Origin of the sequence: Adlercreutzia shanghongiae, from assembly GCF_035830635.1 — a bacterium.
In the GTDB taxonomy this organism is placed as follows: Bacteria; Actinomycetota; Coriobacteriia; order Coriobacteriales; family Eggerthellaceae; genus Adlercreutzia; species Adlercreutzia shanghongiae.
The window spans coordinates 34814-59586 of sequence record NZ_JAYMFI010000006.1 but is presented as its reverse complement, the minus strand read 5'-3'; the positions used below and the strand labels follow the sequence as shown (position 1 = coordinate 59586).

The 24773-nt window shown below is 65.3% G+C and carries 16 protein-coding genes; 3 read left to right on the top strand and 13 right to left on the bottom strand.

Features of this window, described 5'->3' with window-relative positions; translation table 11 throughout:
- Window positions 1–94: 94 nt before the first annotated feature.
- A complete protein-coding gene (locus VJ923_RS03905; protein ID WP_326438763.1) occupies window positions 95–1054 on the top strand; it encodes a DUF559 domain-containing protein in 960 nt (319 codons plus the stop codon).
- Window positions 1055–1352: 298 nt separating this feature from the next.
- Here the strand turns inward: VJ923_RS03905 and VJ923_RS03900 are convergent, their stop codons facing one another.
- Window positions 1353–2435: a DMT family transporter gene (locus VJ923_RS03900; RefSeq protein ID WP_326438761.1), complete on the bottom strand. Its 1083-nt coding sequence runs from the start codon at window positions 2433–2435 to the stop codon at window positions 1353–1355.
- Window positions 2436–2533: 98 nt separating this feature from the next.
- A complete protein-coding gene (gene mfd / locus VJ923_RS03895; protein WP_326438759.1) occupies window positions 2534–6658 on the bottom strand; it encodes a transcription-repair coupling factor in 4125 nt (1374 codons plus the stop codon).
- A 129-nt stretch (window positions 6659–6787) separates the two neighbouring features.
- Between mfd and nth the strand changes: the two genes are divergently transcribed.
- Window positions 6788–7450 carry an endonuclease III gene (nth, locus tag VJ923_RS03890; RefSeq protein ID WP_326438757.1) on the top strand — a complete coding sequence of 221 codons (663 nt, stop codon included), beginning with the start codon at window positions 6788–6790 and terminating at the stop codon, window positions 7448–7450.
- A gap of 53 nt (window positions 7451–7503) precedes the next feature.
- Here the strand turns inward: nth and VJ923_RS03885 are convergent, their stop codons facing one another.
- From VJ923_RS03885 to pheA, 8 genes are all read right to left on the bottom strand, one after another.
- A complete protein-coding gene (locus VJ923_RS03885) occupies window positions 7504–8184 on the bottom strand; it encodes a hydrogenase maturation protease (RefSeq protein WP_326438756.1) in 681 nt (226 codons plus the stop codon).
- The gene (locus VJ923_RS03880; protein WP_326438754.1) at window positions 8181–8633 is read right to left on the bottom strand and encodes a viscotoxin-A3; all 453 of its coding nucleotides are present in this window, start codon (window positions 8631–8633) and stop codon (window positions 8181–8183) included. The genes VJ923_RS03885 and VJ923_RS03880 overlap by 4 nt, the downstream gene beginning before the upstream one ends.
- 403 nt (window positions 8634–9036) lie before the next feature.
- Window positions 9037–11229 (bottom strand): YhgE/Pip domain-containing protein, encoded by a 2193-nt coding sequence (locus VJ923_RS03875; protein ID WP_326438752.1) that lies wholly within the window; start codon window positions 11227–11229, stop codon window positions 9037–9039.
- Entirely contained in the window at window positions 11222–13915 is a 2694-nt protein-coding gene (locus VJ923_RS03870; RefSeq protein ID WP_326438750.1) for a YhgE/Pip domain-containing protein, read from the bottom strand. The genes VJ923_RS03875 and VJ923_RS03870 overlap by 8 nt, the downstream gene beginning before the upstream one ends.
- 180 nt (window positions 13916–14095) lie before the next feature.
- On the bottom strand, window positions 14096–14782 hold the full coding sequence (locus VJ923_RS03865) for a cytochrome b/b6 domain-containing protein (RefSeq protein WP_326438748.1): 687 nt from the start codon (window positions 14780–14782) through the stop codon (window positions 14096–14098).
- A 1-nt stretch (window position 14783) separates the two neighbouring features.
- Complete coding sequence (locus tag VJ923_RS03860; RefSeq protein ID WP_326438746.1) at window positions 14784–16457, bottom strand: nickel-dependent hydrogenase large subunit; 1674 nt, start codon at window positions 16455–16457, stop codon at window positions 14784–14786.
- Window positions 16458–16474: 17 nt separating this feature from the next.
- Window positions 16475–17752, bottom strand: a complete 1278-nt coding sequence (locus tag VJ923_RS03855) for a hydrogenase small subunit (RefSeq protein ID WP_326438744.1) — start codon at window positions 17750–17752, stop codon at window positions 16475–16477.
- Window positions 17753–18426: 674 nt separating this feature from the next.
- The gene (pheA, locus tag VJ923_RS03850; protein WP_326438742.1) at window positions 18427–19416 is read right to left on the bottom strand and encodes a prephenate dehydratase; all 990 of its coding nucleotides are present in this window, start codon (window positions 19414–19416) and stop codon (window positions 18427–18429) included.
- A gap of 135 nt (window positions 19417–19551) precedes the next feature.
- On the opposite strand from pheA, the gene VJ923_RS03845 reads away from it, so the two are divergent.
- On the top strand, window positions 19552–20529 hold the full coding sequence (locus VJ923_RS03845) for a hypothetical protein (RefSeq protein ID WP_326438740.1): 978 nt from the start codon (window positions 19552–19554) through the stop codon (window positions 20527–20529).
- Window positions 20530–21220: 691 nt separating this feature from the next.
- Here VJ923_RS03845 and VJ923_RS03840 read toward each other — a convergent pair.
- The 3 genes from VJ923_RS03840 to VJ923_RS03830 all read right to left on the bottom strand — a co-directional run bounded on the left by VJ923_RS03840 (window position 21221) and on the right by VJ923_RS03830 (window position 24683).
- Window positions 21221–21784 (bottom strand): manganese efflux pump MntP, encoded by a 564-nt coding sequence (locus VJ923_RS03840; protein ID WP_326438738.1) that lies wholly within the window; start codon window positions 21782–21784, stop codon window positions 21221–21223.
- 10 nt (window positions 21785–21794) lie between these two features.
- Window positions 21795–22688 carry an HhH-GPD family protein gene (locus tag VJ923_RS03835; RefSeq protein ID WP_326438736.1) on the bottom strand — a complete coding sequence of 298 codons (894 nt, stop codon included), beginning with the start codon at window positions 22686–22688 and terminating at the stop codon, window positions 21795–21797.
- 549 nt (window positions 22689–23237) lie between these two features.
- Entirely contained in the window at window positions 23238–24683 is a 1446-nt protein-coding gene (locus tag VJ923_RS03830) for an ATP-binding protein (RefSeq protein WP_326438734.1), read from the bottom strand.
- Between the last annotated feature and the right edge of the window lie 90 nt (window positions 24684–24773).

Here is a 24773-nt window from a genome sequence, read left to right as displayed (position 1 = left end):
CGTTTTGCGACCGCGATGCGACTCCCCGGAGACACATTTGAGAATTGCGGTTGCTAAGATGCGCGCCTCCACCACCGGACGCGAGGAGGACATTATGGGATTCATGCTGGCGGGGCCAACGGCGCGGCAAGCGCTTCGATACCTCAGATGCGAGCGCCGCTTTTGGATCACAAACAGCAAGGCGGACTCGCCAATGCTTGAGCCCCCGACCCGCGAGGCGGCGCAATACGTGCGCTCGACTTTCGGTATATCCGACAACGAGTGCGTCCACTTCGCAGTGCGCAGACCCCGCGACCGCCGTCTCATAGAGGGGGTTTCGTGCACCGTTTTCAGCGGCCCCTTTCCCGCTCGCTCGTTCATGGAGTTCGATGGGCCGCTTCTCGTTCCGTCTCCCGAGCTTTTGTTCTTGCAGATGCACAGCTATTTATCCGACCTTGAATGCATCGCCCTCGGCTTCGAGCTCTGCGGCCACTACAGCTGGAGAGGAAGCGACGCCATCGAGTTTAGCCTCCCTGCCTGCACGACGCCCGGAAAGCTGAAACGCTACCTCGATAGACTCCCCGGCGTCCGCCATCGGCAGAGAGCTCTTCGCAACTTGCGCTACCTTTGTCCGAAATCCGCCTCACCGCGAGAAACGCAACTCGCCCTGTTGCTGGGACTCCCCCGCAGATACGGAGGCTACGGGTTCGAGGGGACAATTCTCAACAAGCCAATAAATGTCAGTTCGCTCACTTCGGCTCAATGGAAGCACGATTTGCGCTTCGCGGACATTTCTTGGGAGGGCAAGCGCATCGCCGTTGAGTACGACAGCGGCCAGTACCACTCGAGCGCCGAGAAGCTTGAGCGCGACGCTAAAAGACGCACCCTCCTACAGGCAGCAGGATATCAGGTCGTAGCTATCACCAACGACCAGCTCAAGCATATCGGAGAGATGGATCGAGTGGCGATAACCCTCGCAAGGCTCATGGGCAAAAGAAGACGGATACGCGCAAAAGAGCACGAGCGAAAAAAACGCGAGCTGCATAGGGCGCTTATGCAGCTCAATCCATATTGATGCGACGCTCGCAGAAAAAGACTGGCCCCAAAAGAGGTCGAGTGAACTGCGCGCGAGTTCTGGAGCGACCAAAAGAGCGTCAGAAATGCTTCAATCGGGGGATTGAGGGGCAATTATTGCCTCTTTTTCGTGCCCGTTCACGTTTTGGGAAGTCAAAACAATTCACTCGAAGTGTTTTGGGGCCATTTTTTTCAAACGAGCGCGCTAATGCAGCCGCCCTCCGAGTGTGCCATGAGCTATCAGGCCCGAAACAAACGGTGAATCGAAAAGTGAGGCACCCTCAGGGTGGCGCCAGCGCTCACCCGATCGCTTCCCCTCGGGGAGTACCTGCCCTTTGGTCTTTCGACGACCGTCCGGAAAGCGAGACGAGGACAATCATGGCGGCCATGAGGAGAAGGCCGGTCCAGTCGGCGGCGGAAAACGGCGTCTGGAGCCAGAGTGCGGCGATGACCATGGCGCCGGCGGGCTCGGCCACGCCGAGCAGGCTGCCCTTGACCGAGCCTACGAGCGACACGCCGTAGAGGAACAGGCCGAAGGCGGTAAACGTGCCGAGCACGCCCACGCCACCGACAAGGACGATCCAGCCGACCGCATCGAGCTGCGGGATGAAGCCGCCGCCCGAGCCGAAGATGTCGGCGAGCAGGGTCGGGACGACCGCGGCCGAAACGGAGGCCGCGGAGCCGCCAGCGCCCGCGGCGGAAGCGGCCTGCGCGGGGCCGGCATCGGTGGCGAGCAGGGCCACCACGCCCTCGCCTGCCAGCCAAACCAGCAGGCTGGCCACGCCTCCGATGACCATGCCGCAGGCGATGATGGCCAAGCGATCCCAGTGATCGTAGAGCCGCTGGGGCGCCATGATGTAAAGCGCCTCGGAAAGTGCGTTGGCGATGCCCCACACCAGGCCGGCCACGGGCAGTACGATAACGCCCCAATCGCCCTGGGTGGCGATGAGCGCTGCTGCGACCAGCGCGCAGACGAGGCCGGCGAAATCGGTCAACTGCGGCAGGCGTCTCGCCCTCAGGCAGGTGAAGAGCATGACGAACACGGTGCAGGTGGCCTGGAGCACCGTGGCCGTGCCGGCGTTGGTGAGGGCCACGGACACGGCATAGGTGATCTGGGACAAGTAGAGCCCCACGCCGAACAGGACGAGCGTCGGGCGCGCGGCAGCGCTGCCCACCAGCGACAGCAGCGCCTCGCGGCGGGTCGCCAGCGCGAAGGCGGCGAACAGCACGGCCGCCACCGCGGCGCGCACGGCCGAAATGAAAGCGGAGCTAATGTCGCAGTTCTCGGCGAGAAACTGAATGCACGCGCCCGAGAAGCCCCACAGCGTCGCCCCCGCGAGCGCGAAGACAACACCGCGCCAAAAACGTCCCGATGGGCCCATAAGGGCAGCCCTCCTCTGAACTTACCTGCGTACCCTGCGTCCCGATATCATAGGCCACGCGCGGGAGCTTGTCACCACGGGCGCCCGCTTGGCCAGAGCTACTCCCCCTGGCGCTTGGCGGCGCGGGCGGCGCGCTTGGCGGCCAGGCGGTCGCGGGCCGCATCGCCCTTGGCGAGGTTGCTTGCCCGGCGCTCGCCGCGAGCCGTGAGCTTGCCACCGCGCGCGGCGGACGGGGACGAGCCGCCTGCGGAAGCATCGCCGCGCGGCGATGCGGAGGCCGCGCCCGCCGCGCGGACGGACGTCGCGCTGCCGCCTGTGGCAGTCCCAGCGCGAGCACCCTTGCCGGCAGCCGTGCGAGCGGTCGCAGCACTCGCAGTTCCGCTGGTCGCGCCCTCGCCATCGCCCGCCGCGGCACCGGGGCCTCCCGCGACACCCGCGCCCGCACCGCCTGGCGCGGTCCTCTCCGCGGTCTCCCCCTCGCCCTCCTCGGCGCGGTCGTCGCCGGTGAGCTCGGCCAGAAAGCCCGCGATGGGGCCCATGAGGTTGTCCTGCTCCTCCAGGTTGAAGTAGCGCAGCGGCAGCGCCAGCTTGCGCTTGTCGGGATTGTAGCGGCCGCCGGCGCGGCGCAGCGGCTTCATCTTGGCGTCGGGCACATCAATGGGCTCCACCACCAGACGCCCCGCCACCACCGAGATCAGCTTGATGCCGTGCTCGTTGGCGAAGGCCTTCAGGTGCGCCCGCGCGAACAGGTTCGCCGCGGCCGGCGGCATCTTAGGCGCCTTCGCCTCCATCTCCTCGCGCAGGGCCGCCACCGCCTCCACCGTGGCCACCGCGGCCAGCTTGCGGTACCACAGCACGCGCGCGTCGGCGTCGGGGATGTACTCCTCGGGCAGGTAGGCATGGCCCGGGATGTTCACGGTGATGTCCGACAGCGCCGGGGGCAGCTCACCTGTGGCCTCGCCCTTCTCGCGCGTGTCGTTCACTGCCTGGGACAGCATCTGGGCGAACAGGTCGAAGCCCACGGCCGACATGTTGCCCGACTGCTCGGCGCCCAGCATGCTGCCCGCGCCGCGAATCTCCAAGTCGCGCATGGCGATGCGCATGCCGCTGCCCAGGTCCTGGTGTTCGTTGATGGCCGTCAGGCGCGCGGCGGCCTCCTCGGTCAAGGGCACGTTCTCGGGAAACATGAAGTAGGCGAAGGCCTGCACCGACGAGCGGCCCACGCGGCCCTTCAGCTGGTACATCTGCGCGAGGCCCAAGCGCTGGGCGTCCTCGATAATGAGCGTGTTGGTGTGCGGGTTGTCGATGCCGCTCTCGATGATGGTGGTGGCCACGAGCACGTCCAGCTCGCCGGCGGCGAACTCCTCCATCACGCGTTCCAGCTCCTCTTTGGTCATCTGCCCGTGGGCCACGCCCACCCGCGCCTCGCCGGCCGCGGCGTGCACGCGGTCCACCGCCTCGTCGATGGAGCGCACGCGGTTGCTCACGTAGTACACCTGGCCGCCGCGCGCCAGCTCGTAGCGGATGGCCGCCGACACCACATCGGGGTCCCACTCCCCCACGTGCACCTCCACCGGGCGCCGCTCGTCGGGCGGCGTGAGGATGAGCGACATGTCGCGCACGCCCGACAGCGACATCTGCATGGTGCGCGGGATGGGCGTGGCCGACAGCGTCAGCACATCGATGGACTCGCGCAGGTTCTTCAGCTGCTCCTTGTGCTGCACGCCGAAGCGCTGCTCCTCGTCGATGATGACGAGCCCCAGATCGTGCGGGTTCACATCGCGCGACAGCAGACGGTGGGTGCCCACGAGCACCTGCACGTCGCCCGACGCGAAGCCCTCGAGCGCCCGCGCCTGCTGCTCGTTCGTGCGGAAGCGCGAGAGCACCTCCACGGTCACACCGAAGGGCTCGAAGCGGTCCTTGAAGGAGGTGTAGTGCTGCTGGGCCAGAATGGTGGTGGGACACAGCACCATCACCTGCTTGCCGTCCTGAGTGGCCTTGAACGCGGCGCGCAGGGCCACCTCGGTCTTGCCGAAGCCCACGTCTCCGCAGATGAGGCGATCCATGGGCCGGGCCGATTCCATGTCGGCCTTCACATCGGCGATGGCGGCCAGCTGGTCGCGAGTCTCCTGGTACGGGAAGGCCTCCTCCATCTCGCGCTGCCAGGGGGTATCGGGGCTGAAGCGGAAGCCCTGGGTGGCCGCCCGGCGCGCGTACACGTCCACCAGGTCGAAGGCGAGCTTCTTGGTGGCCTTGCGGGCCTTCGCAAGCGCGCGGGACCAGTCGCTCGTGTTCAGACGCGTAAGGCGGGGACTCGCGCCTTCCGGCCCCACGTAGCGCGTGACGCGGTCGAGCTGCTCCACGGGCACGAAGAGCTTGTCGCCCTCGGCGTATTCCAGCTGCAGGTAGTCGCGCTCGGTGCCGTCCACCTCGCGGCGCACCAGATCGCGGAAAAACGCGATGCCGTGGGCGGCGTGCACCACGTAGTCGCCGGGCTTGAAGGGAAAGGTGACCTCGGTGACGTCCACCGATACGCGCGCCGCGCGGCTGGCGGCCCGCGAGCCCTGGGTGTCGGCCGCGCTCACGAGGGCCAGATGCGCCTTGGGGATAATCATGCCGAGCGGGATGTCGTTGTCCACGATGTTCACCACGCCCCGCCGCAGGCGCCGCTTGGCCGCCTTTTCCTCATAATCGTTTTCATCCACACGCTGGTCGGACAACGTCAGCGAGGGGCTCTGATGCGTCTGAGAAACGCCCGCCGCGGGACCAAGTTGGCTTTGGCCAACGCCGAGTCCTGCACAAGGATGTTTATCAGATGCATCAGAGCCCCGCAGCGTCGGCTCATTCGTCGTTGCGTCAGCAACGGCGAAATCCGCAGTTTCCGAGTCTGCGGAATCTGCGCGCGGGACGCCCCGCCCAACCGCCGCCGCACTATTGCCATTGTCGAGATTCTCCGGACGCACAATCTGGATGGGGATGCCGTGGTCCACGAAGGCGTGGCGCATGGTCTCCCGCGCGCGGTAGTTCGGGGCGCTGAACACCACCGTGTAGCGGTCGGTCGTGAGGCTCTTCAGCTTCCCGAATATCTTGTCGGGCACGCCGGCCACGTCCACGCGCTTCACCGGCAGCTCGTCGTCTATCTCGCCGCCCACCCGCATGATGGACACGTAGGTGGCGCGCGCCTCGCCGCCGAAGTCCATGGCCGCCGGGGCCGCGTACAGGCCCGCCAGCGCGATGTTCGTGCCTCGGGCGCGCTCGGACAAGTCCTCAGCCGCGTGCGCTGCGTCATCGAAGAGCGAGCGCGGCTCGATGAGCGCGGTGAGCGTGCCCGCCCCCGCGTAGGCCCCCAGCGTCACCGGCTGCTTGTACAAGTAGGGCAGAATCACATCGGCCCCCTCGAAGGTAAGGCCGCCCTCCATCTTCTCCAGCACGTCGCGCAGAGCCGGGTTCGTGAGCGCCGGCTTCTCCAGGGCGCGCCGCGCATCGGCCAGCGCCCGGGGCGAAGTGGGAAACTCCGAGACCGGGTATATCTCCACCGCCGGCAGCGAGGAGATGGTCTGCCCCGTGGCCGGCACGATGCGGCGGATCTCCTCCAGCTCGTCGCCGAAGAAGTCGAGGCGCACCGGGAAGTCCAAGTTGCCGGGGAACACGTCCAGCGTGCCGCCGCGGTGCGCGAAGGTGCCCGGGCCGTCCAGCTCGCCGGTGTCGGCGTAGCCGGCCGCCGCGAGCGCCCGAGGCAGATCATCCAGCTCGGCCACGCCGGGAATGCCCATATCCTCCAGCTCGGTGCCAGCGGAAAGCGAAAGCGGGCGCGCCGCCATGACTGCCGGGGGTGCCATGAGGCGCAGAAGCGCCCGGGCGCTCGCCACCACCACGACGGAGCGGCCCGACTGAAGCGCCCAGGCCGCCTCCATGCGCCGCGCGATCACGCGGGCATCGGGCTTTCTGGGCGCGAAGGGAACGTCGGCGCGCTCGGGGAAGCGCAGCACGCGCTCCTCCCCCAAAAAGGCCGCCACCTGGCGGGCGAAGGCCACCGCCGCATCCTCGCCGGCCACCACCACGAGCGTCGCCTGGGGCGCATGAGCGAACCGCGCCGCCACGAGGAAGGGCCGCGCCGACGCCGCCACGCCCAGCGTGGCGTCGACGCCCGCGTCGAGCTTCCCCCAGAATGCGTCTAGGCAGCCGGATTTTTCCAGCGTGAAGGCAAGCGAATCGATGAGCACGGCAGACCCCTTTTGGTCAATGGATGACAAACGGCAAAAGCCGCCTTGCGAGGCGGCGCGGATTTGGTATAAGTTTAGCGCAAGCAAAACGCCCCGCGCCCAACGGCGCGTAAACAACAAGGAGCAGCCATGGCACGGGAATCTCTCGCGAGCAAGAAGGAGCGCGCGGCCGCCATCGAGGAGCGCATGTTCGCCCACTACGGACCGGGCGAGGCGTCGCTGGACTACACGACTCCCTTCGAGCTCACCGTGGCCGTGGTGCTGTCGGCCCAATGCACCGACGCCGCCGTGAACAAGACCACCCCGGCGCTGTTTGCGGCCTACCCCACCCCGGCGGCTCTGGCGGCGGCCTCTCCCGACGAGGTGGCGGAAATCATCCGCTCGCTCGGGTTCTTCCGTTCCAAGGCGAGAAACCTCGTGGCCCTCGCCCAGATGGTGGTGGCCGATTTCGGCGGCGAGATCCCAGCCGACGTGGACGCGCTGCAGAAGCTGCCCGGCGTGGGCCGCAAGACGGCGAACTGCGTGATGTGCGAGGCCTTCAAAGACCCCCAGGGCATCGCGGTGGACACCCACGTGTTCCGCATCGCGCACCGACTGAAGCTGGCCGGCCCTTCGGCTGACACGCCCCAGAAGGTGGAGGACATCCTGCTGAAGGTGTACCCGCAGCCCCAGTGGCTGTTCATCAACCACCAGTGGGTGCACTTCGGCCGCGAGTTCTGCCGCGCCCGCAACCCCCGCTGCGCCGACTGCATCGTAGGCGATCTGTGCCCTACCCGCGGCCAATGGGCCTAGCGGCGCGCTCCACAAACCGGAAACTGGGACAGTTTACCGGGTAAGGTGTCCCGTTAGGCCTTGCGAGTGAGGGGAAAGCCGCGGCGAGCGAGCTCGGCGACCACGGTTTCCACGAGCAGGGGCAGCGCGGCCTCGCATTCCGGGGTGAGCCCCATGCAGAACTCCGAGGGCGACGGGTTGCCCACCTGCATACCCAAGCAGAAGCCCTCGGTCGTATACCCCATGAGCGAGGCGGCGTCGAACAGATCCACGAGCTTTAGATCGTGCAGCGACGCCTCCGGCCCCGCGTGGCGGGCCATGGCGTCGGGCTCGAAGCGGTACACCGTGCCCGGAGCGTCCCCCGTGCCGTCCACGGCGTCCACCGTGAGGATGAGGTCGCACCGGTCCACGTAGCCGAGCATGTCGAGCGCCATGCAGCCCACATCCATCAGCTGCACGTTGTCGGGCACATCGTAGGTCTCGAGCAGCGCGTCCAAGGCCGCCGGGGCCACGCCGTCGTCCATCATAAGGCGGTTGCCCACGAAAAAGACCGCCGCCCGGCGCGAGGGGTCGGGCTCGGGGAAGTCGAAGGGCACGGCACCACCTGCACTGGACGCGGAAACAGGCGCGGGAGCAGACGCGGCACCGGCAAGCGGCCCGGCAGCCGGCACCTCGCCAACCGCCGCAGCCCCCTCGCCGACCGCCGCGGTCCTCTCGCGCTCCGGCACGCCACCGGGCGCGACGCCCGCGCTCACTGGGCGCTCCCGGGCAAGTTCGCGGCCGCTTCCACCGCCGCGCGCATCTCCAAGTTGTACCAGGTGGCGAACGACACCACGAGCACAGCCGCAACCGCCCCAGCCACCGCCCAGATGCGCTGGCGGCGCAGGTAGGTCTCGCGGCTCACGCCGAGCGCCTCGGCCCGGTGCGCCGCGAAGGGCTGGGCCACAATGGCGAACACCACGGTGGCGCCCACGAGCACCGCCGTCATGAGCGCCGCCAGCGCCATGTTCATGACCGTGGGCTCCACCGTGGCCGCGTAGATGACGTTGTCGGTGAACAGCCACGCCACGAAGAACAAAAACGCCGCCCACATCCCGTGGGCCGGCCCCCACACGGGCGCCAAGAACAGCGCCCCCAGGTTCAGACGGGGCAGCCCCGCGAGAAACTTCTCCTCTTCCGCAATCTGCTCATCTGTCAGCGGCACACCCATTTCGCTCCTTGTTTTCCGTCACCCGATTTCCAACCACTTTGTCGTCCGATTTCCAACCACTTTGTCGTCCGATTTCCAACCACTTCGTCGCCTGATTTCCAACCACTTTACCCGACAATCGCACTTACCCATACAAAAGTATGGTTTCTGGCGCGATTCAGGTAGCTAGAAGCACTTTTGCATGGTTTGCAAGGAGATATCCATACAAAAGTGCGGTTATCTTCGCACACCAGGCCGGCGGCGTGGAAAGCGGCGGGGTCTGTCAGCAAGGCGGCGCGGAAAGCAAGAGCGCAGCGGGGCGGCGGCGTCTGGTGGCCGAATGCGCGGGAGGCGGCGGGGTCTGGCGGGCGGCGACGCGGGAAGCGACAGGGCCCGCGGCCAGGCGCCGAAGCGGCGGTTAGCTGATGAGCTTGGAAGATTCCACCTGCTCCACGTACCACTCCATGAACTTGGCCAGCGGCTTGCGCAGCACGAGCCCCAGAAGGGCGGCCGGCACGAGGAACAGGCACAGCATGCCCATCTGCACCCAGAAGTCGTTGCCGTAGGTGCCCATCATAGCCGAGCGCATGGCGTTCACCACGTGGGTGGCGGGAAGCCAGGGGCTTAAGGCCTGCACGAAATCGGGCATGATCTGCAGCGGGAACGAACCGCCGCAGCCGGTCACCTGCACGATGAGCAGCAGCACCGCGATGGCCTTGCCGAGGTTGGCGAAGGACACCACCAGCGCGTAGATGATGAAAGTGAACACGAGCCCCGCGCCCCAGAAGCACAGCATGAACAGCACGGGCGAGGCCACCTGCACGTCGAGGAAGAACATATTGCCCAAGGCCATCACCGTCGTCTGGGCCAGCGACACCACCGCCATCACGGCGAAGCGCCCGAAGAACAGCTGGCGCGGTTTAGCGTTCACAAGCCCCGCGGCCTCCTGAATGCGGCGGCTCACCTTGGGCTTGAACACCACGAGGATAAGCAGCGAGCCGATGAACAGGGCGAGCGTGGTGTAGAGGGGCGCCATGGCGCTGCCGAAGTTCTCCACGGGAAACACCGGAATGCGCTCGACGCCCACGGGCATGGCGAGGGCCCGGGAGAGCGCCGACACATCGGAGCCGAGCACCGCCCGCAGAGCGTCGCGGTCGCCCGAGGCAACGGCCTCGTCGATGCTCTTGGCCATCTCGCGCAGCCCCGAGGACACCTCGCGCAGCTTGGCCGTGGCACCGTCGATCTTCTCGGCCGTGCCCGCCATCACATCGGCCGCCGAGCCGGCAGAGGCGGACAGCTCGCTTCCCACGCCCTTCAAATTGGTCGTCACCGTGGAAAGCGAATCGGCCATAGACGAGGCCTCATCGACCAGCGAGGCGAGTCCCGGAGCCACGTTGGCCTCGTACTCGTCGCTGATGGCCTTGACGGAAGCGAGCGCCTCGGCCGCCTTCGCCTTGGCCTCGTCGCGCTCGGCGCCCACGTCCGCATCGCCCTGCTCCAGCTTGGCGGCGGCGCCGCGCAGGCTGTCGGCCATGGAATCGGCCTGGGCGGCCACCGACCGCGCACGCCCCGCAAGGGCGCTCACCTGAGGGCGCACCGTATCGGGCAGCGAGGCGGCCAGGCCGTCGAGCCCGTCGGCCACGTCGCGATACATCTTGGCGTGGGACGCGAGGGCGTCGGCCTGGGTGCGCAAATCCTTCGCAATGCCCTGGCTATCTGCCGAGGCGGCGTCGAACAGGTCGTCGATGGAATCGGACACCGCCTCGAAGCCCGCCGTGCTGCTCGCAAGGGAGCTTTTCAGGCTGTCGGCGGAATCCCGCAGCGCCCCCACGGTGGCGGGCACCGCATCGGAACGGGTCGTGGCCGCGCTCAGGGTTTCATCCAGCGCGCCCGAGGCCTTCTCGGCCAGCGCCGCCGAGTTGCGCGAGAGGTTCTCGCAGGACTGGGCAAGCGAGCTGTACAGCGTCAGCACGCTGGCGGCATCGTCGAAGGAGTCGGCCATCTCGCGCACATGGTCGGCCACTACCGCGATGCGACCGTCCCAATCGTCGTCTTCGGCAAACGACGAGATGGACTCGGCCAGCGAAAGCGCCACTTCCGAAAGCGTCTCGGCAAACACGGCATTCACCTGGTAGGACACCGAATCGGCTCCCTGGTCGGTGATCTTCGGCGCGATGGCGCTCTTCTTCTCGTTGGCGTAGTAGACGATGTCGGCATGGCCTGAATCGCCAGTGTAGAACGTGAGCATATCGCGGCTGAACGTCTTCGGAATGACCACGGCCGCGTAGTAGCGGCCCGACTTCGCCCCGTCGACGGCGTCTTCCTCGTCGGTGATATGCCAGTCGATCTGGTCGTTGGCCCGCAGCGCCGACACCACCTGGTCGCCCACATTGATGCGCAGGGGCACCAGATCGCTCTGGTAGCCCTCGTCGGTGTTGGCAACGGCCACCGTGAGGTTGCCCGTGTTGTCGAAGACGTTCCAGCAGGCGATGATGTTGTACCAGGCGAACAGCGAGGGCATGATGATGAGCCCCACCGTGATGATGATGGAGACCACGTTGGCCTTCAGCCGGCCCATGTCGAAGCAGAAGAGCCGCCGGATATTACCCATGGCGCACCTCCCGAGAATCGTCAGATGCATCCGAGCGGCGCCCGTCGTCTCCCGCGAAGGCCTCGGCGGCGGCCCCGTCGCTCCCCTCGCCCGCCGTCGCGACGGCGGCCTCGGCAGCGCCGCGATGGTCGAGCACCGCCGCGCTTTCCACCTGCACGGCGGCGTCGTAGAGGTTCAGCAGGCTCGCATCGGAGAGCGTCTCCAGCTTCAGCTGGCGCTCGAAGCTGTAGCGCAGGCTCTCGACGACCACGAGCGCCACGAAAATCACCACGGTCCAGATGAGCCACGCCGTGAGCAGCCACACCTTCTCGGCCGGCGTCATGGCGAAGACGACAGCGAGCAGCACCGGCACCGCGATGCCCAAGACGAGCGCGGCCTTCATGAGGCGCGGGTACCAGTGGGTGAACTTCCCGTAGCGCCGCTGGAGGGCCGCGGCATAGGTGCCCTTGTCGGAAAGCGCCCGCAGAATCTGCGAGATGCGGTAGGGGCGCACGGGGATATCGACGTCCTCGCCGTTGAACAGGCCGCCCTCGCGCACATGGCGCGCCACCATACGGTTCACGTTGGCCAGAAGCGGACGCGTGAGCAGGCCGAGCGCCATGAACAGCACGAAGAACAGCACGAGCACCAAAAGGTCGGTGGCGTACTGGTTGCCGTAGAAGCCGCAGATGGCCTCGCGCATGGCGCCGATGCCGTAGGTAAACGGGAAGAACGGGTAGATGGCCTGGAAGAATCCGGAGGTCATCTCGATGGGGTACAGCCCCGTGGCGCCGGGAATCTGGGCGAACACGAGGATGATGCAGATGCCCTTGCCGATGTGCTGCAGCGTGACCGAGAACGCGTAGATGATGGAGAGGTAGGCCAGCGACGCCAAGGCCGCGGCGAAGAAAAGCGCCGGGGCCGAGACGGCCTGCACGCCGATGGCGAGCACACCGGCGCAGCAGATGAGCGCCTGCACCACGGCCATGGCGGCCAGAAGCAAGAAGCGCGCCCAGTAGCGCTGGCCCAGCGTGAGGTTCGCGATGCCCTCGCCATCGGCCTCCTGGCGCATGATGACGAGCAGCATGAACGCGCCGATCCAGAACGTGAGGTTCATGAACAGAGGCGCCATGGCCGATCCGTAGGCGTTCAGCGGGTACAGCTGCTCGGTGACCACCTCGGTGGGCGAGGCCATAAACGACGCGATGCGGTCGGCGTCGAGCCCCTCGTCCCCCACCAGCTTGGAGAGCGCATCGGAGGTGCCGAAGGCGAGCACGTCGTTGTAGACGATGCCGAGCTCGCTTTCCAAGCCCGCGAAGAGCTTGTCGGTCTCGGTGACTGTGGATGCGGCCGTGTCCATGGTGGCATCGAGCTGGTCGATGACCAGGCCCGTCTGGGACACGAGCAACCGCTGGGTGTCAAGGGCGCTCGATAAGGCGGAGGAGGTTTCGGCCAGGGCGTCCAGGGCGCTGTTCACCGCGGGCAGCGTGGTGCCGAACAGGCCGGTGGAATACGCGGCCATGCCGCTTGAGGCCTGGCGCACCGCGCCATCGAGCGAGGTGGCGGCCTCGGAGAGCTTCTGGGCCGTACTCTGCGCGCGGTCGTTGGCCGAGCCGAGCGAGTCCAGGGCATTAGAAGCCGCCTGGCTGCGCTCGTCCAGCGAAGCGGCGAGCTTCTCAAGGGCCGCGCGGTGCTCGGAATTGGCGGGCAGGTCGGCGGCGGCCTGGCGAACGGAGGCGGCCAGCTGGCGGCTCTCCTCCACGGCGGCGCCGCCCTGGGCGAGCGCGGCCTGGATGCCGCCCTGGGCCTGGCCCACCGCCGAGGTGAGGCGCGTGGCGACGGTGGCGGCCTCGCCGGAGGCCTCGGTGAGCGAGGAGAGCCCCGCCGTCACCGCCGGCAGCGCGAAGGCGGAGAAATCGCTGATAGTCTTCTGCATGGCCGTGGAGGTCTGCCCCAGCTGGCCCAAGGACGCATCGGCACCATCGATGCCCTCGCTGGCACGGGAGAGCGCCTCGCGGGCCGAAGCGGCCTTGTCCTTGGCCTGCGTGGTGGCCTCGCCAAGGCTTGCAAGCACGCGGCGCACCTCGCCGGTGGCGTCCACCGCCGCCGAGACCTTCTCGGCCGCCCGCGACTGGGTCGACCGGGCGCTCTCGCGGCTGGCGTCCATCTTCTCGTCGATGGTCTTCACCACGACATCGCTCACCGTGGCCACAAAAGTGGAATTGATGGTCTCGTCCAGCGTGGTGGCGCCGGTGTCGGTGATCTTGGGCGCCACCGGCCCCGATTTCTCGTTCACGTAGTATTCCAGATTCGGCTGGGTGAAGTCGCCGGTGGTGATGGTGAGCAGATCGGAGGTGAACTTCTCGGGGATGACGAAGGCCGCGTAGGCCCGACCGCTTTTCAGCTCGTCCATGGCGGCATCGTAGTCGGTGAATTCCCAATGCAGCTGGTCGTTGTTGTGCAGCTCGTCCACGATGCGGTCGCCCACGTTCAAGCTACCCGTGATATCCGAGCTGCCGCCCGCATCCTGGTTCACCACGCACACCGTGAGGTTGCCGGTGTTGTCGTAGGGGTTCCAAAACCCGATGACGTTGTACCACGTGTAGAGCGAGGGCAGAAGCAGCAGCGCGAGCACGACCACGATGGCCGGCGGCGTGTGGGCCAAACGCTTCAAGTCGCGCTTGAGTATCTTGAGCACGTTTTTCATCGCCAAGCCCCCTTCCCAAAGCCAAACGAAAGACGGCTCTTCCCCGCCGCCCCCAACGACCGCGCGGCCGTTTAGTTCCTAAGTGCAACAATTATTCTACCCTAACGCAAAGCCGGCGACCTGAATAGATCGCCGGCTCTACGGTAAACCTATGGTTTCCTTGCGCTGAGCGCAGACCCGCTAGTGCAAATCGGCATCCTCGCCGACGATGTTGTGCAGGTCGGGGTCATACACGAGTCCGCCATGCTCCTTGTGGATGAACATGAGCTTGGTGGGCTCGAAGCCCTCCACGTTCGCCAGGTAGATGTGGATGAACATGAAGATGATGAACACGTACATACCGAAGTAGTGGATGATGCGCATGGACATGAGACCGCCCACGAGGTTCGTCGTCGCGGCGAACACGCCCACGTTCATGGTCACGCCCCACAGGCAGAGCCCCGTCCAGAACATCAGCACGATGAGAATCGGGATCAGCAGGTAGCTGATCTTCTGCGGCACGCCCAGCTTGGCGCCCAGCGGATGATCCTTCTTCAGGAACAGGTAGTACTTAATCCACTCCAGGGCCTGATGGCGGTTGTCCTTCTGGGGCAGCCAGGTCTTGAAGTCGGTGACCTGCTGGCGGGTGCCGCCGGTGGGCGCGGTCTTCACGAAGAAGGCCATGATCACGCGGGCCACGCAGTTGATGAACAGCACGAATCCGAAGAACAGATGGCAGCCGCGGGCGATGCCCGTGAGGAAGGGCAGCACCGGGAAGTGGATGATGATGCCCGACAGGATGAGCATGATCATGGCGATGAGGTTGATCCAGTGGGTCACCACGAACACCATCGGATGGGCCTCTTTATAGTGTGCGAGATGGGCCATCTTACTTCACCCCCCAAGGGCTGGTAACGGTCTCGAAGTGCTTGCCCGTCTCGCGCTCCGTGACATGGACGGCGCAGGCGGTGCAGGGGTCGAAGCTGTGGACCGTGCGCAGGGCGTTGATAGGCTTCTCGATGTCGGCCACGGGGGCGCCGATGAGCGCCTGCTCCAGCGGGCCATGCTCGCCGTCGGCGTTCATGGGAGCCAAATTCCACGTGGACGGGATGATGATCTGGTAGCCCTCGATCTTGCCGTCGACCACCTTCTCGGAGTGGTAGAGGGCGCCGCGGGGGGCCTCCCAGAAACCAGTGCCCTCGCCGGTGAGGCGGGCGGGCTCGCGGAAGTACTCGGAGTCGCCGCCCTTGATGGCCTCGGCCAGCTCGTTGACCCAGTCGACCATGAGGTTGGCGATGTACATCGTCTCCACCTGGCGGATGGCCGTACGGCCGAGCGTGGACTGGAACGCGGACAGATCGCCCGGCTGGGCGCCGAGGATGCCGAGAACAGCGTCGACGTTCTCCTTGATGAAGGGCACGCCGCGCACGTAGGCCGCAAAGATGCGGGCCATGGAACCGGCCTCCATGGGCTTGCCGTCGTAAGCGGGGCACTTGACCCAGCTGTAGCGGTCGTCCACGTTGTAGTCGGTGTACTCCGGCTCGGTGACGAAGTAGGGCGAGGTGTAGGTGTCGTCGCCCTTGTACCAGGAGCGGCCCATGTACTCGGTGATGGAGCTCTCCACCACGTCAGAGGCCTGGAACTGCTCGTTGAGCACGGCCATGGGCATGTAGCGGTTGAGCATCTGCTCGGTGTAGTTGTCGCCGTAGGGCCAATCGGGACCCTCGAAGACGCCCCAGGCGATGTAGCGGCCGCAGCCCTTGCCGAAGGTGAGCGCCTCGGCGTAGGGGCCGGCGAGCGCCACGGTGTCGGCGAGCACGGTGTCGTTGACCCAGTCGCGGACCTCAGTGGCCATGGCCAGAAGGTCGTCGAGCTTCGACTCGGTGGGCACCCACATGTTGCCGCCGGGGATGGAGGTCATGATGTGGGGCATCTTGCCGCCGAGCAGGGCGCTCATCTCGGAAGCGCGGGCCTGCATCTTCAGGGCCTCCAGGTAATGGGAGGTGAGGATGAGGTCGAGCTCGGGAGTGAGCTTGTAGGCCTCGCCGTTGTCGGCGTCGAACCAGTTGCCCGAGAAGATGGACAGCTGTCCGTTGGCCGCGAAAGCCGCCAGCTTGTCGTAAAGCTGGTTCAGGTCGGAGTGCAGCGCCAGGCCGTTCTCCAGGGCCACCGCGTAAGCCTCGTCCACGTTGGCCTTCAGGGCGTTCAGCGGGTTCACGTAGTCGAGAGCCGCCAGGTTGTACAGCCACAGGATGTTGCTGTGCAGGAACTGAGCGCCCTCCAGCAGGTTGCGGATGATACGGGCGTTGTTCGAGATGGTGATGCCGTAGGCCTTGTCGCCGGCGATAGAGGAAGCATGGGCGTGCGAAATGGGGCACACGCCGCAGATGCGCTCGACGATTTGGGCCGCATCCTCGGGGGTGCGGTTCTGCACGACGAGCTCCATGCCGCGGAAGCAGCCGCCGGACACCCAAGCGTCGGCGACCACGCCGTTTTCAACCTCCATCTCGACGCGGAGATGGCCCTCGATACGGGTAATGGGATCAATAACAGAACGTGTCAAGTCAGCTCACCTCCTTCTTAGTCGTTTTTGCGGGGATCGGCGTTCTTGTGGAGCAGCTCGTCATCGAGAACCGGACCGCCGCTGACCGGGTCGGCGTAGGTGCCGATCTCCTGGTCGGGATGCTTGGCATCCCACTTGCGGATCTTCTCGAAGGGAGCGCCGCCGTCCATGCGGCCGGACATCTTCATGCCGAAGCCGTGGACAACGAGGGCGGCCGCCACAAGACCGGTGATGGTCACGGCGATGGTGGTGGGCTGCAGGTTCAGCGGCCCGATGCGCAGATCGCGCATGCGCTTGTAGAACGGGGTGTTCACTTCCACCCAGTTGTCGCCCGGGTTGTTCGGGTTGGCCTCGCAGCAGCCGACGCAGGGGGCGCCGGACTGGACGCACCAGCTGCGACGGTTGTTCCACAGGGTAACGCCGCACAGCGAGCGGGTCTGGGGGCCCTTGCAGCCGACGGGATACAGGCAGTAGCCCATCTCCTCTTCCTTGGAGCCGAACTCGTAGACGAACTCGCCGTTCTCGAAGTGTCCGCGACGCTCGCAGTTGTCGTGGATGGTCTGGTTGAACAGGTCGCCCGGCATGTTGAAGTCGTTCAGACGGTTCAGCAGCAGGTCCATGTCCTTCATGACCACGACGTCGACCAGCACCGACATGACCCACTCAGGGTTCACCGGGCAGCCGGGAACGTTCACGACCGGCGTCTCCACGCCGACCTTCTTCAGGTACTGCTGGACGCCAAGGGCCTGAGCCGGGTTCGGGGCGGCGGCCATCCAGCCGCCGTTGACGGCACAGGAGCCGACGGCCACGACGGCGTTGGCAGACTCGGCAGCCTCCACGAGCGCCGTGATGCCGGTCTCGCCGGCCACGCGCAGGGCGTTGCCGTCGAAGGCCTCGAGCACCGCACCCTCGTAGATAAGAATGTAGTTGCCTGCCGCGATGGTCTGGGCCTTGGCCTCCTCAACAGAGTGGCCAGCGGCGGCCGACAGGGTCTCCGAGTAGTTCAGGGAGATCAAGTCGAGCACGACCGAGGCGACATCCGGGGTCTCCACCTGGGCGAAAGACTCCGTGCAACCGGTGCAGGAAGCACCCTCGATCCAGATGACCGGGTACAGGTTGCCAGACGTCGCGCCGATAACAGACTCTTCCAGAGCCTGTGCCACGCGCGGGACCGCGAGCTGGGACAAGCCGGCTGCGGCGGCGATGCCGGCGCACAGCTTCATGAAGCTGCGGCGGGAAACGCCACGCGAGGCAAGGATGCTGTCGAAGTCTGACATCGTTGCCTGATTTTCCATGCGTACACCTCCTCATAGGTGTCTCGTCTCTCTTACATGCGGGTCCTAGATTATCCTTTCGATAAACACAACTGCTTTACAAAGGCTCGCAAACGGCCAAATCATCTACCAGCGGCCAGAAAATGTTACGCGCTCCCCTCCTGGTAACAAGGGGGTTTTCGCTGCGCACCGCTAACGGGAAAAACCGCCCGCCGGCGGGCGCGCCCTGTAGCGGTCCCGCGGAGCACACGCCCTGCGCAACAGCCGGCCGCCCCAAGCAACAACGCCAATCCATCCCTCCTCGGCCTCAGCGACACCACCCCGGAACGCGCTTGCTCTCGCTCCTCGCGTAAACCATACAAAAGTGCAGTTATCTTCGTTCAATCCATACAAAACTGCCCCGACCTCCTTGCTCTAAAGGAGATGAACGCACTTTTGTATGGTTTACGACGTTTGGCTCAGCTGACAGTCCGCGGAAGGGTGCCAACGCGTAGCGGAACGGCGAACTGCAGCAGGGCGAACCAGCGCGGAACGCAGAGGGACGGCGAACTGCGGCGGGGCGAACCAGCGCGGAACGCAGCGAGGCAGGCGTGGGCGGCGACAAAAATGGGGCGTGCGGCAGAACTGCCACCGAGCAGAGCAGCAAGAACAGGGGCGCGGCGAAATGCAGCGCGCTTTCCAACGAAGCCGCTTAGCTAGTCGACGGGATAGCTTCCGAGCACTTTCACTTCGCGAAGCTTCAGGCGCAGGCACTCAAGGGCGGTCTGAACATCGATATCATGGATGGAGCCGTCCAGTTCGACAAAGAACATGTAGTCGCCGAGCTGACGCTTCGTTGGACGCGACTGAAGCATGGTCAGGTTGATGCCGGCATAAGTGAACTCCGAAAGAATCATCTGCAACGCGCCCGGCTTGTCGGCGCGCAGGAACAGGGCCAAGGTGGTTTTAAAGCGTGTTCCGGTCAGCAGCCCACTATCCTCCATGCGGCCCACCAGCGCGAATGCCGTCTGATTCTCCGAATTATCCTGAATGGCCCGCTGCGCCACGCGGGCCCCGTGCACCTCTGCGGCAAGGGCGTTAGAGATGCCGGCCACCGACGGATCATGCGCGGCCATGCGAGCGCTTTCGGCCGTAGAAGACACCGCAAGCGTTGCCACTCCCTTGAAATTCTGCGCGAGGAAACGGCGGCATTGCGCAATGCCCTGCGGATGGGACGCAACGCGGACAATGCGGGAAAGGTCAGCTTCGGGATGCACGACCAGGCAATGGTTGACGTCGATGACCTCTTCAGCCAGGATGACCGAGTCAGTGCGGAAAGCGAAATTGTCAAGCGTTGCCGTTACAGGCCCCTCGAGAGAATTCTCTTTCCCCACGACGCCGAAGCGCGTGGCGCCCTCGTCAACGCAATCGAACACCTCGTCGAACGAGCTGCATTCAACAAGATGGGGGTCGTCGATGTTAAGGCGCTGGGCGAATTTGAGGGCAGCCTCGTTGCAGTACGTGCCCGCAGGGCCCAAAAATGCTATGGAATTCTCGAAGGTCATAAAATGCCAATCCACTAGAGTTTTTTCGCCATAATACCCCAGGATGGCCCAACCCATCGCGCCCCAATCCCCAGCGGTTGCTTGAGCCGCCTGCGCGAGAGTTTTCAACCGTGCCGTTGTTTGATCGCAGCAGAACCACACTTCCGCCTCCCCATTTTCGCACTGCTGCCGTCGTGCTTTCTCCCTCTATTCTCATCTTAATATTTATCTTCTGAACTGGGATTTTATTCTCTATTTTCACCTTGACGAACGCGAGATGTGCGCTATAGTGCCCTCATGGATGTAATACTAGCATACAGCTCAGCTTTGTCTTTGATGTCGCATATTGCGCGCAATCGCAACATGCCCTTCTCCTACGAGAAAAAGGGCAACTGCTCGGCGGGAGCAATCGACGCTCGCACGGTTTCGTCGCTGCTAAAGCGGTTCGAGCACCTCGAGCGCCCCCTGCATCTCGCCGTTCCAAGCGCTTCGTCAAGGCGCGTTTTAGATTCAGCGACGTTCCATCAAATTGCGAGCCTTGAAGCAGCTGGCGCTTCGTGGCGAATCGGCAACCGCCTCTGCGTCACCTCTCCAGCGCTCTGCCTGGCTCAGTTCGCATCGTCGATTCCTTTCGAAAACCTCGCCGAGCTCGCATGCGGTCTCTCGGGCAATTATCGCTTCGCCACCTCCTCCAATGGCTCGGTCGTAAACGCAATTCCGCTGACGACGCTTGACGAAATGAGCGAGACGCTTGCCTCGGTGGCCACACTGCGCGGACGAGCCAAGGCGCTTAGGGCCACTGAATTTGCGATTGGGAACCTGGGCTCGCCCTTCGAAACTGTCCTCTATCTTCTCCTGTGCCTTCCGCGCAAGCACGGCGGGTTCGGTTTTCCGAAACCGTTGGCAAATCCGGAGCTTGAGCCCTCTTCATTTTTGCAAAGTCGCGTGTCGCAGAGGCATTTCTATCCCGACCTGCTTTGGCCCGAGCACGGGGTCATCGTTGAATACGACGGCGAGAGAGCGCACTCGGAAACGAAGCAGATACACCAAGACGCACGCCGTCGAAACGAGCTGGGACTGCTCGGATACTCCGTCATCGTGGTGACGAAGCAGATAATCTACTCGCAACAGCTCATGGCCAACACCGCCGAGCAGTTGAGAAGAGCGATGGGGCTCTCGACCTGGAAGATTACGGCCAGCTGGCAAGAGCGCCACCGTACGCTGCGGAACAACCTTCTGCATCGCCCCGCTCCGCTTTCCGTCTACTGGCGCTGAATACGTCGCCAATCGAAAGCCACATCAGTTCGGAACCCCTCCGATACCGAAGCATCGGCGGCGTCGAGAGATCGATCCGGCCACCGGGAGGCCGCCCTGGTTGCTGGAGGCTCTCCTGGTTGCTTGGGGCTCTCCTGGTTGCTGGGGGCCGTTCCGGTTGACGTATGGCTGCTCTTGTCGCCGGAAGGCCATTCCGGCTGACGGAAGGTCGTTCCAGCTGCCGGAAGGTCGCTCTCCAGTCGTTAGATGGCTGCCCCGGTCGCAGAAAGGCCATCCCCCTAGAGGAGTTGGATGCACTTTTGTATGGTTTGCTCCAGGAAGCAAGGAGTTAAAGGCAGTTATGCATGGTTTTCCCGTATCAAACTGCACTTTTGTATGGTTTTCTTCGTGATCGCGCGAAGACGAGGGGTGAGGGCCAGGGCCGAGAGCTGGGAGATGGGGAGCGAGGCCGGGGGCCGAGGCTGAAGTCGGAGGTTGGGGGGTGAGGGCCGGGAGCGAGGGTTGGGAGATGGGGAGCGAGGCCGGGGGCCGAGGCTGAAGTCGGAGGTTGGGGGGTGAGGGCCAGGAGCGAGGGTTGGGAGATGGGGAGCGAGGCCGGGGGCCGAGGCTGAAGTCGGAGGTTGGGGACCGAGGGGCGGGGACCGAGGGCCGGGGACCGAGGGCCGGGGGCGGGGTCGGGGGCGGGGGCGGGTTAGGAGGAGAGGTGTTCGGCGAGGATTTTTAGGCCTATGAGGATGAGGACGATTCCGCCGGCGATGGTGGCGGGCTTTTCGAAACGAGAGCCGAATTGATTGCCGATGACGACGCCGAGAAGGGACAGCGCGAAGGTGGTTAGGCCGATGATGGCGATCGCAGCCCAGATGTTCACGCCGAGGAAGGCGAAGGTGATGCCAACGGCCAGGGCGTCGATGCTCGTGGCAATGGCGAGCAGGGTGAGCTCGCGCAAATCGAGCTTGGTCTTGCATTCGGTTTTCTCGGTTTCTTCGCGGAAAGCGTCCCCGAGCATCTTCGCGCCGATGAGGGCGAGCAGGCCGAAGGCGACCCAGTGGTCGATGGCGACAATGGAGCTGGCGAACAGAGAGCCGGCCGCCCAGCCGATCAACGGCATGAGCGCTTGGAAGCCGCCGAAGAACAGCGCGATGACGAAGGCTTGCCCCCAGCGCACCTTGGGCATGCAAAGACCCTTGCACACGGCCACGGCGAAAGCGTCCATGGACAGACCGACGCCGGTGAACAGAAGCTCGAGAAAACCCACAGGACCCCCTTTAAGGTATGAGCAGGCCGGCTTCCTCGCGGAAGAAGCCCTCGGTGAGGAGGTCGGCGATGATGGACGCGAAGAGCTCGGCATCGACTTCGGGGCGGGCGGCGGCAAGCTCGGCCTTGTTGAGGTCGGCAAGCACGACGGCACGACGCACCCCCTCCGGCGCGGCGAGCACGCGACGGGTAATCCAGGCCCGCTTCTGGCGGCGCGAGCCCTCGAAGGCGGACTGGCGGGTATGGCCCGAACTGCGGCGCGAGGGATTGGGCACCGTGGCCTTCAGGTAGGCCCCGTAATCGAGCAGGCCGTAATACCAGCGCCGCGGATCGGCGGCAGCCACAGGATGAAACGCCGCAGCCTCCACCAGCGGAAGAAGCACCTTGTCGCTTACCGCCTCCTCAGCGGGAAAGAGCTCGTGCAGAAAGACCGAGCGCACATTGGTTTCCAGATAGACCGCCGGACGCTGGTAAGCGAAGGCCACGACCCCGGCTGCCGTAGCAGGGCCGATGCCGGGCAGCGCGAGCAATCCCTCGCAGGTTTCGGGAAGGCGCCCCTCCCCTTCTGCAGCGCATTGGTCGGCCGTGCGCTTCAAGGCCAGGGCGCGGCGGTTGTAGCCAAGCCCCTGCCAAAGCTCGAGCACATCGGGAACCGCTGCGGCAGCCAGCGCATCAAGGGTCGGAAAGGCGGACAGGAAGCGCTCCCAAAACCGACCGACGCGGCTCACCTGGGTCTGCTGCAACATGATCTCGGATACGAGCACCGCATAGGGGTCGTCCACGTTGCGCCAGGGCAAATCGCGGTACAGCTCATCACCCTTGCGCAGCATGTCCGAAACGAACTCATCGATATCTCTGGGCTGGGAAGGCCATCCTGCCTGCCCGCACCCATCTTTTTGCATCATCGCCCGCTCCTTGGCATACTACGCTCGCCGTCTGGCGGCACTTATCCGCTACACAACGCGGGCGAGGGATTACCTCGCCCGCACTCTTCCTCACGCAACCGCACATCTTGCCGCGACCGCAGGGCTCTGCGCAGCCGCGCATCTTGTTGCAAACGCAAGGCTTTTGCGCAGCCGCGAACCCTTGAACCACCGCAGGCCCTCAGGCAACCGCAATCGCAGGGCTTCGCGCGGCCGCGCATCTTGCCGCGATCGCAGAACCTCGTGCAGCCGCGAGCCCTCGAACCACCGCAGGCCCTCAGGCGACCGCGACCGCAAGGCTTCGCGCAGCCGCGCATCCTGCCGCGATCGCAGAACCTCGTGTAGCCGCGAGCCCTCGAACCACCGCAGGCCCTTAGGCGACCGCGACCGCAGGGCTTCGCGCAGCCGCGCATCCTGCCGCGATCGCAGAACCTCGTGCAGCCGCGAGCCCTCGAACCACCGCAGGCCCTTAGGCAACCGCGATCGCAAGACTTCGCGCCACCGCAAGCCCTCGCGCAACGATGACGCGGCTTAGCCCATCAGATCGTCTAAATCGCCCAAGGAGGCCGAGAAATCGGACACGACGAGCTTTTCCAGCTCGGCGTACTCGGCGGAATCGAGGGGATGGTAGGCGGCAAGCTTGTCGAAGAGGTTCTCGCGGGACACCGGGATGTAGCGCCGGGCCACCAAGCCCTGCTTGTAGGCCTCCTCAATAGCCTCGCGGGCCGCCATGTAGATATCGTAGCGGGGCAGATGGGCCGACAGGCGCACCAGCTCGTCGCGGGACACCGAGCGCATAGAGGGATGCTGGCGGGCGATATCCATCCAAATATCGGCGCGCTCCTCTTCGTTGGGGTAATCGATATCGATGCAGGTGACCGGGTAAAGAAGATCCATGAAGTAGGGATCGATGGCCTCGGCGGAAGACGCCGAGGCGAGCACATACACCTCGGGGTTCTCTACCGCCTGACGGATGAGGTTCACGGCCTCGCGGGCGCCCCGGGACATGGCGGCCATGAGGAAGCCCGCCATATCGTCGGCCGCCTCGGCCACCGGCGAGCCCCACAGATCGAGGTCTTCCAGCACGAGCACGCCGGGCCCAGCGAAGCCCTGGCGCAGGCCGGCGAGCTTCTCCGCGTCGGTGGCCTGGGCGCTCACGCAGAGCATCGGCACGCCCTGGAAGGTCTCCTCCATGCGCATGCGAATGGCCGGCAGCCCCAGCTCGCCCACCGTGGCCATCATGAAGCGACTCGCGTCCTCGCGGGCCGGCGAGCAGAACAGGATGCTATCGACCACCGGCATGGTGTCGAGCCCGTGGCGGGCATTCAGCATGGCAACGAAGTCGTCGAACTCCGGCGTGCCGGAAAGCCCCACGCCCAAAGAGCGCATGCGCTCCACGGCAGAGCCGTAGCCGGACAAATTGGCGTACGAGAAAATGTCGACGGGCTCAGGCGCGCCCTCTTCGGGGGCCACGGGCGCACCAGAGGCCGCAACCGGCCCCGCGAGCGCCGCCGCAGCCTGGCCCAGACTCGGCGTCTCCCCTCGCCCGATGGCGGCGAACAGCGGCCCCATCACATCCATGAAGTCGTCGTCGGCGGCCTCGGTCACCTCGATCAGGTCCTCACCGGAAAACCCGATGCCCTCGAGGTGCTCCATGGCCAGGGTCTGCAGCTGCTCCAGGCAGACCTGCACTTCGTCGGTGGAAAGGTAGGGCTCGAGCCGCTCGAAGATATACTCGGCCAGGGCGCGCTCCTTGGTGGAGCACGCCACGCGCCAGGCCTGCTTCAGGCCCATGATGGCGTCCTCGGAGGGAACGTCGCTCTGCTCGGAGGCCTGCTCGAACGCGGCCAGATACAGATGGAGCCCCAGCCGCGCATCGCCGGCCTCGCAGGCGGCCACCGCGCGGGTCAGGTAGTTCTCGGGAGTTCCCGCGCCGTCGTCGCGCGGGTTGGGGGAAGCGTCGATGTTCTCTAACATGCCAGTACCTCTCAAATGCTGGGGGCGCGAAGGCCCCAATCGTGTTTCGGCGCTATTTTATCGTACAAAAGTACGATTGCCAAGACCGAT

What these genes read in the sequence shown, in the direction of transcription:
- VJ923_RS03905 (WP_326438763.1), top strand. Translation starts at nt 95, where the DNA reads ATGGGATTCATGCTGGCGGGGCCAACGGCGCGGCAAGCGCTTCGATAC.
- VJ923_RS03900 (WP_326438761.1), bottom strand. Translation starts at nt 2,435, where the DNA reads ATGGGCCCATCGGGACGTTTTTGGCGCGGTGTTGTCTTCGCGCTCGCG.
- nth (WP_326438757.1), top strand. Translation starts at nt 6,788, where the DNA reads ATGGCACGGGAATCTCTCGCGAGCAAGAAGGAGCGCGCGGCCGCCATC.
- VJ923_RS03875 (WP_326438752.1), bottom strand. Translation starts at nt 11,229, where the DNA reads ATGGGTAATATCCGGCGGCTCTTCTGCTTCGACATGGGCCGGCTGAAG.
- VJ923_RS03870 (WP_326438750.1), bottom strand. Translation starts at nt 13,915, where the DNA reads ATGAAAAACGTGCTCAAGATACTCAAGCGCGACTTGAAGCGTTTGGCC.
- VJ923_RS03865 (WP_326438748.1), bottom strand. Translation starts at nt 14,782, where the DNA reads ATGGCCCATCTCGCACACTATAAAGAGGCCCATCCGATGGTGTTCGTG.
- VJ923_RS03855 (WP_326438744.1), bottom strand. Translation starts at nt 17,752, where the DNA reads ATGGAAAATCAGGCAACGATGTCAGACTTCGACAGCATCCTTGCCTCG.
- VJ923_RS03845 (WP_326438740.1), top strand. Translation starts at nt 19,552, where the DNA reads ATGGATGTAATACTAGCATACAGCTCAGCTTTGTCTTTGATGTCGCAT.
- VJ923_RS03835 (WP_326438736.1), bottom strand. Translation starts at nt 22,688, where the DNA reads ATGATGCAAAAAGATGGGTGCGGGCAGGCAGGATGGCCTTCCCAGCCC.
- VJ923_RS03830 (WP_326438734.1), bottom strand. Translation starts at nt 24,683, where the DNA reads ATGTTAGAGAACATCGACGCTTCCCCCAACCCGCGCGACGACGGCGCG.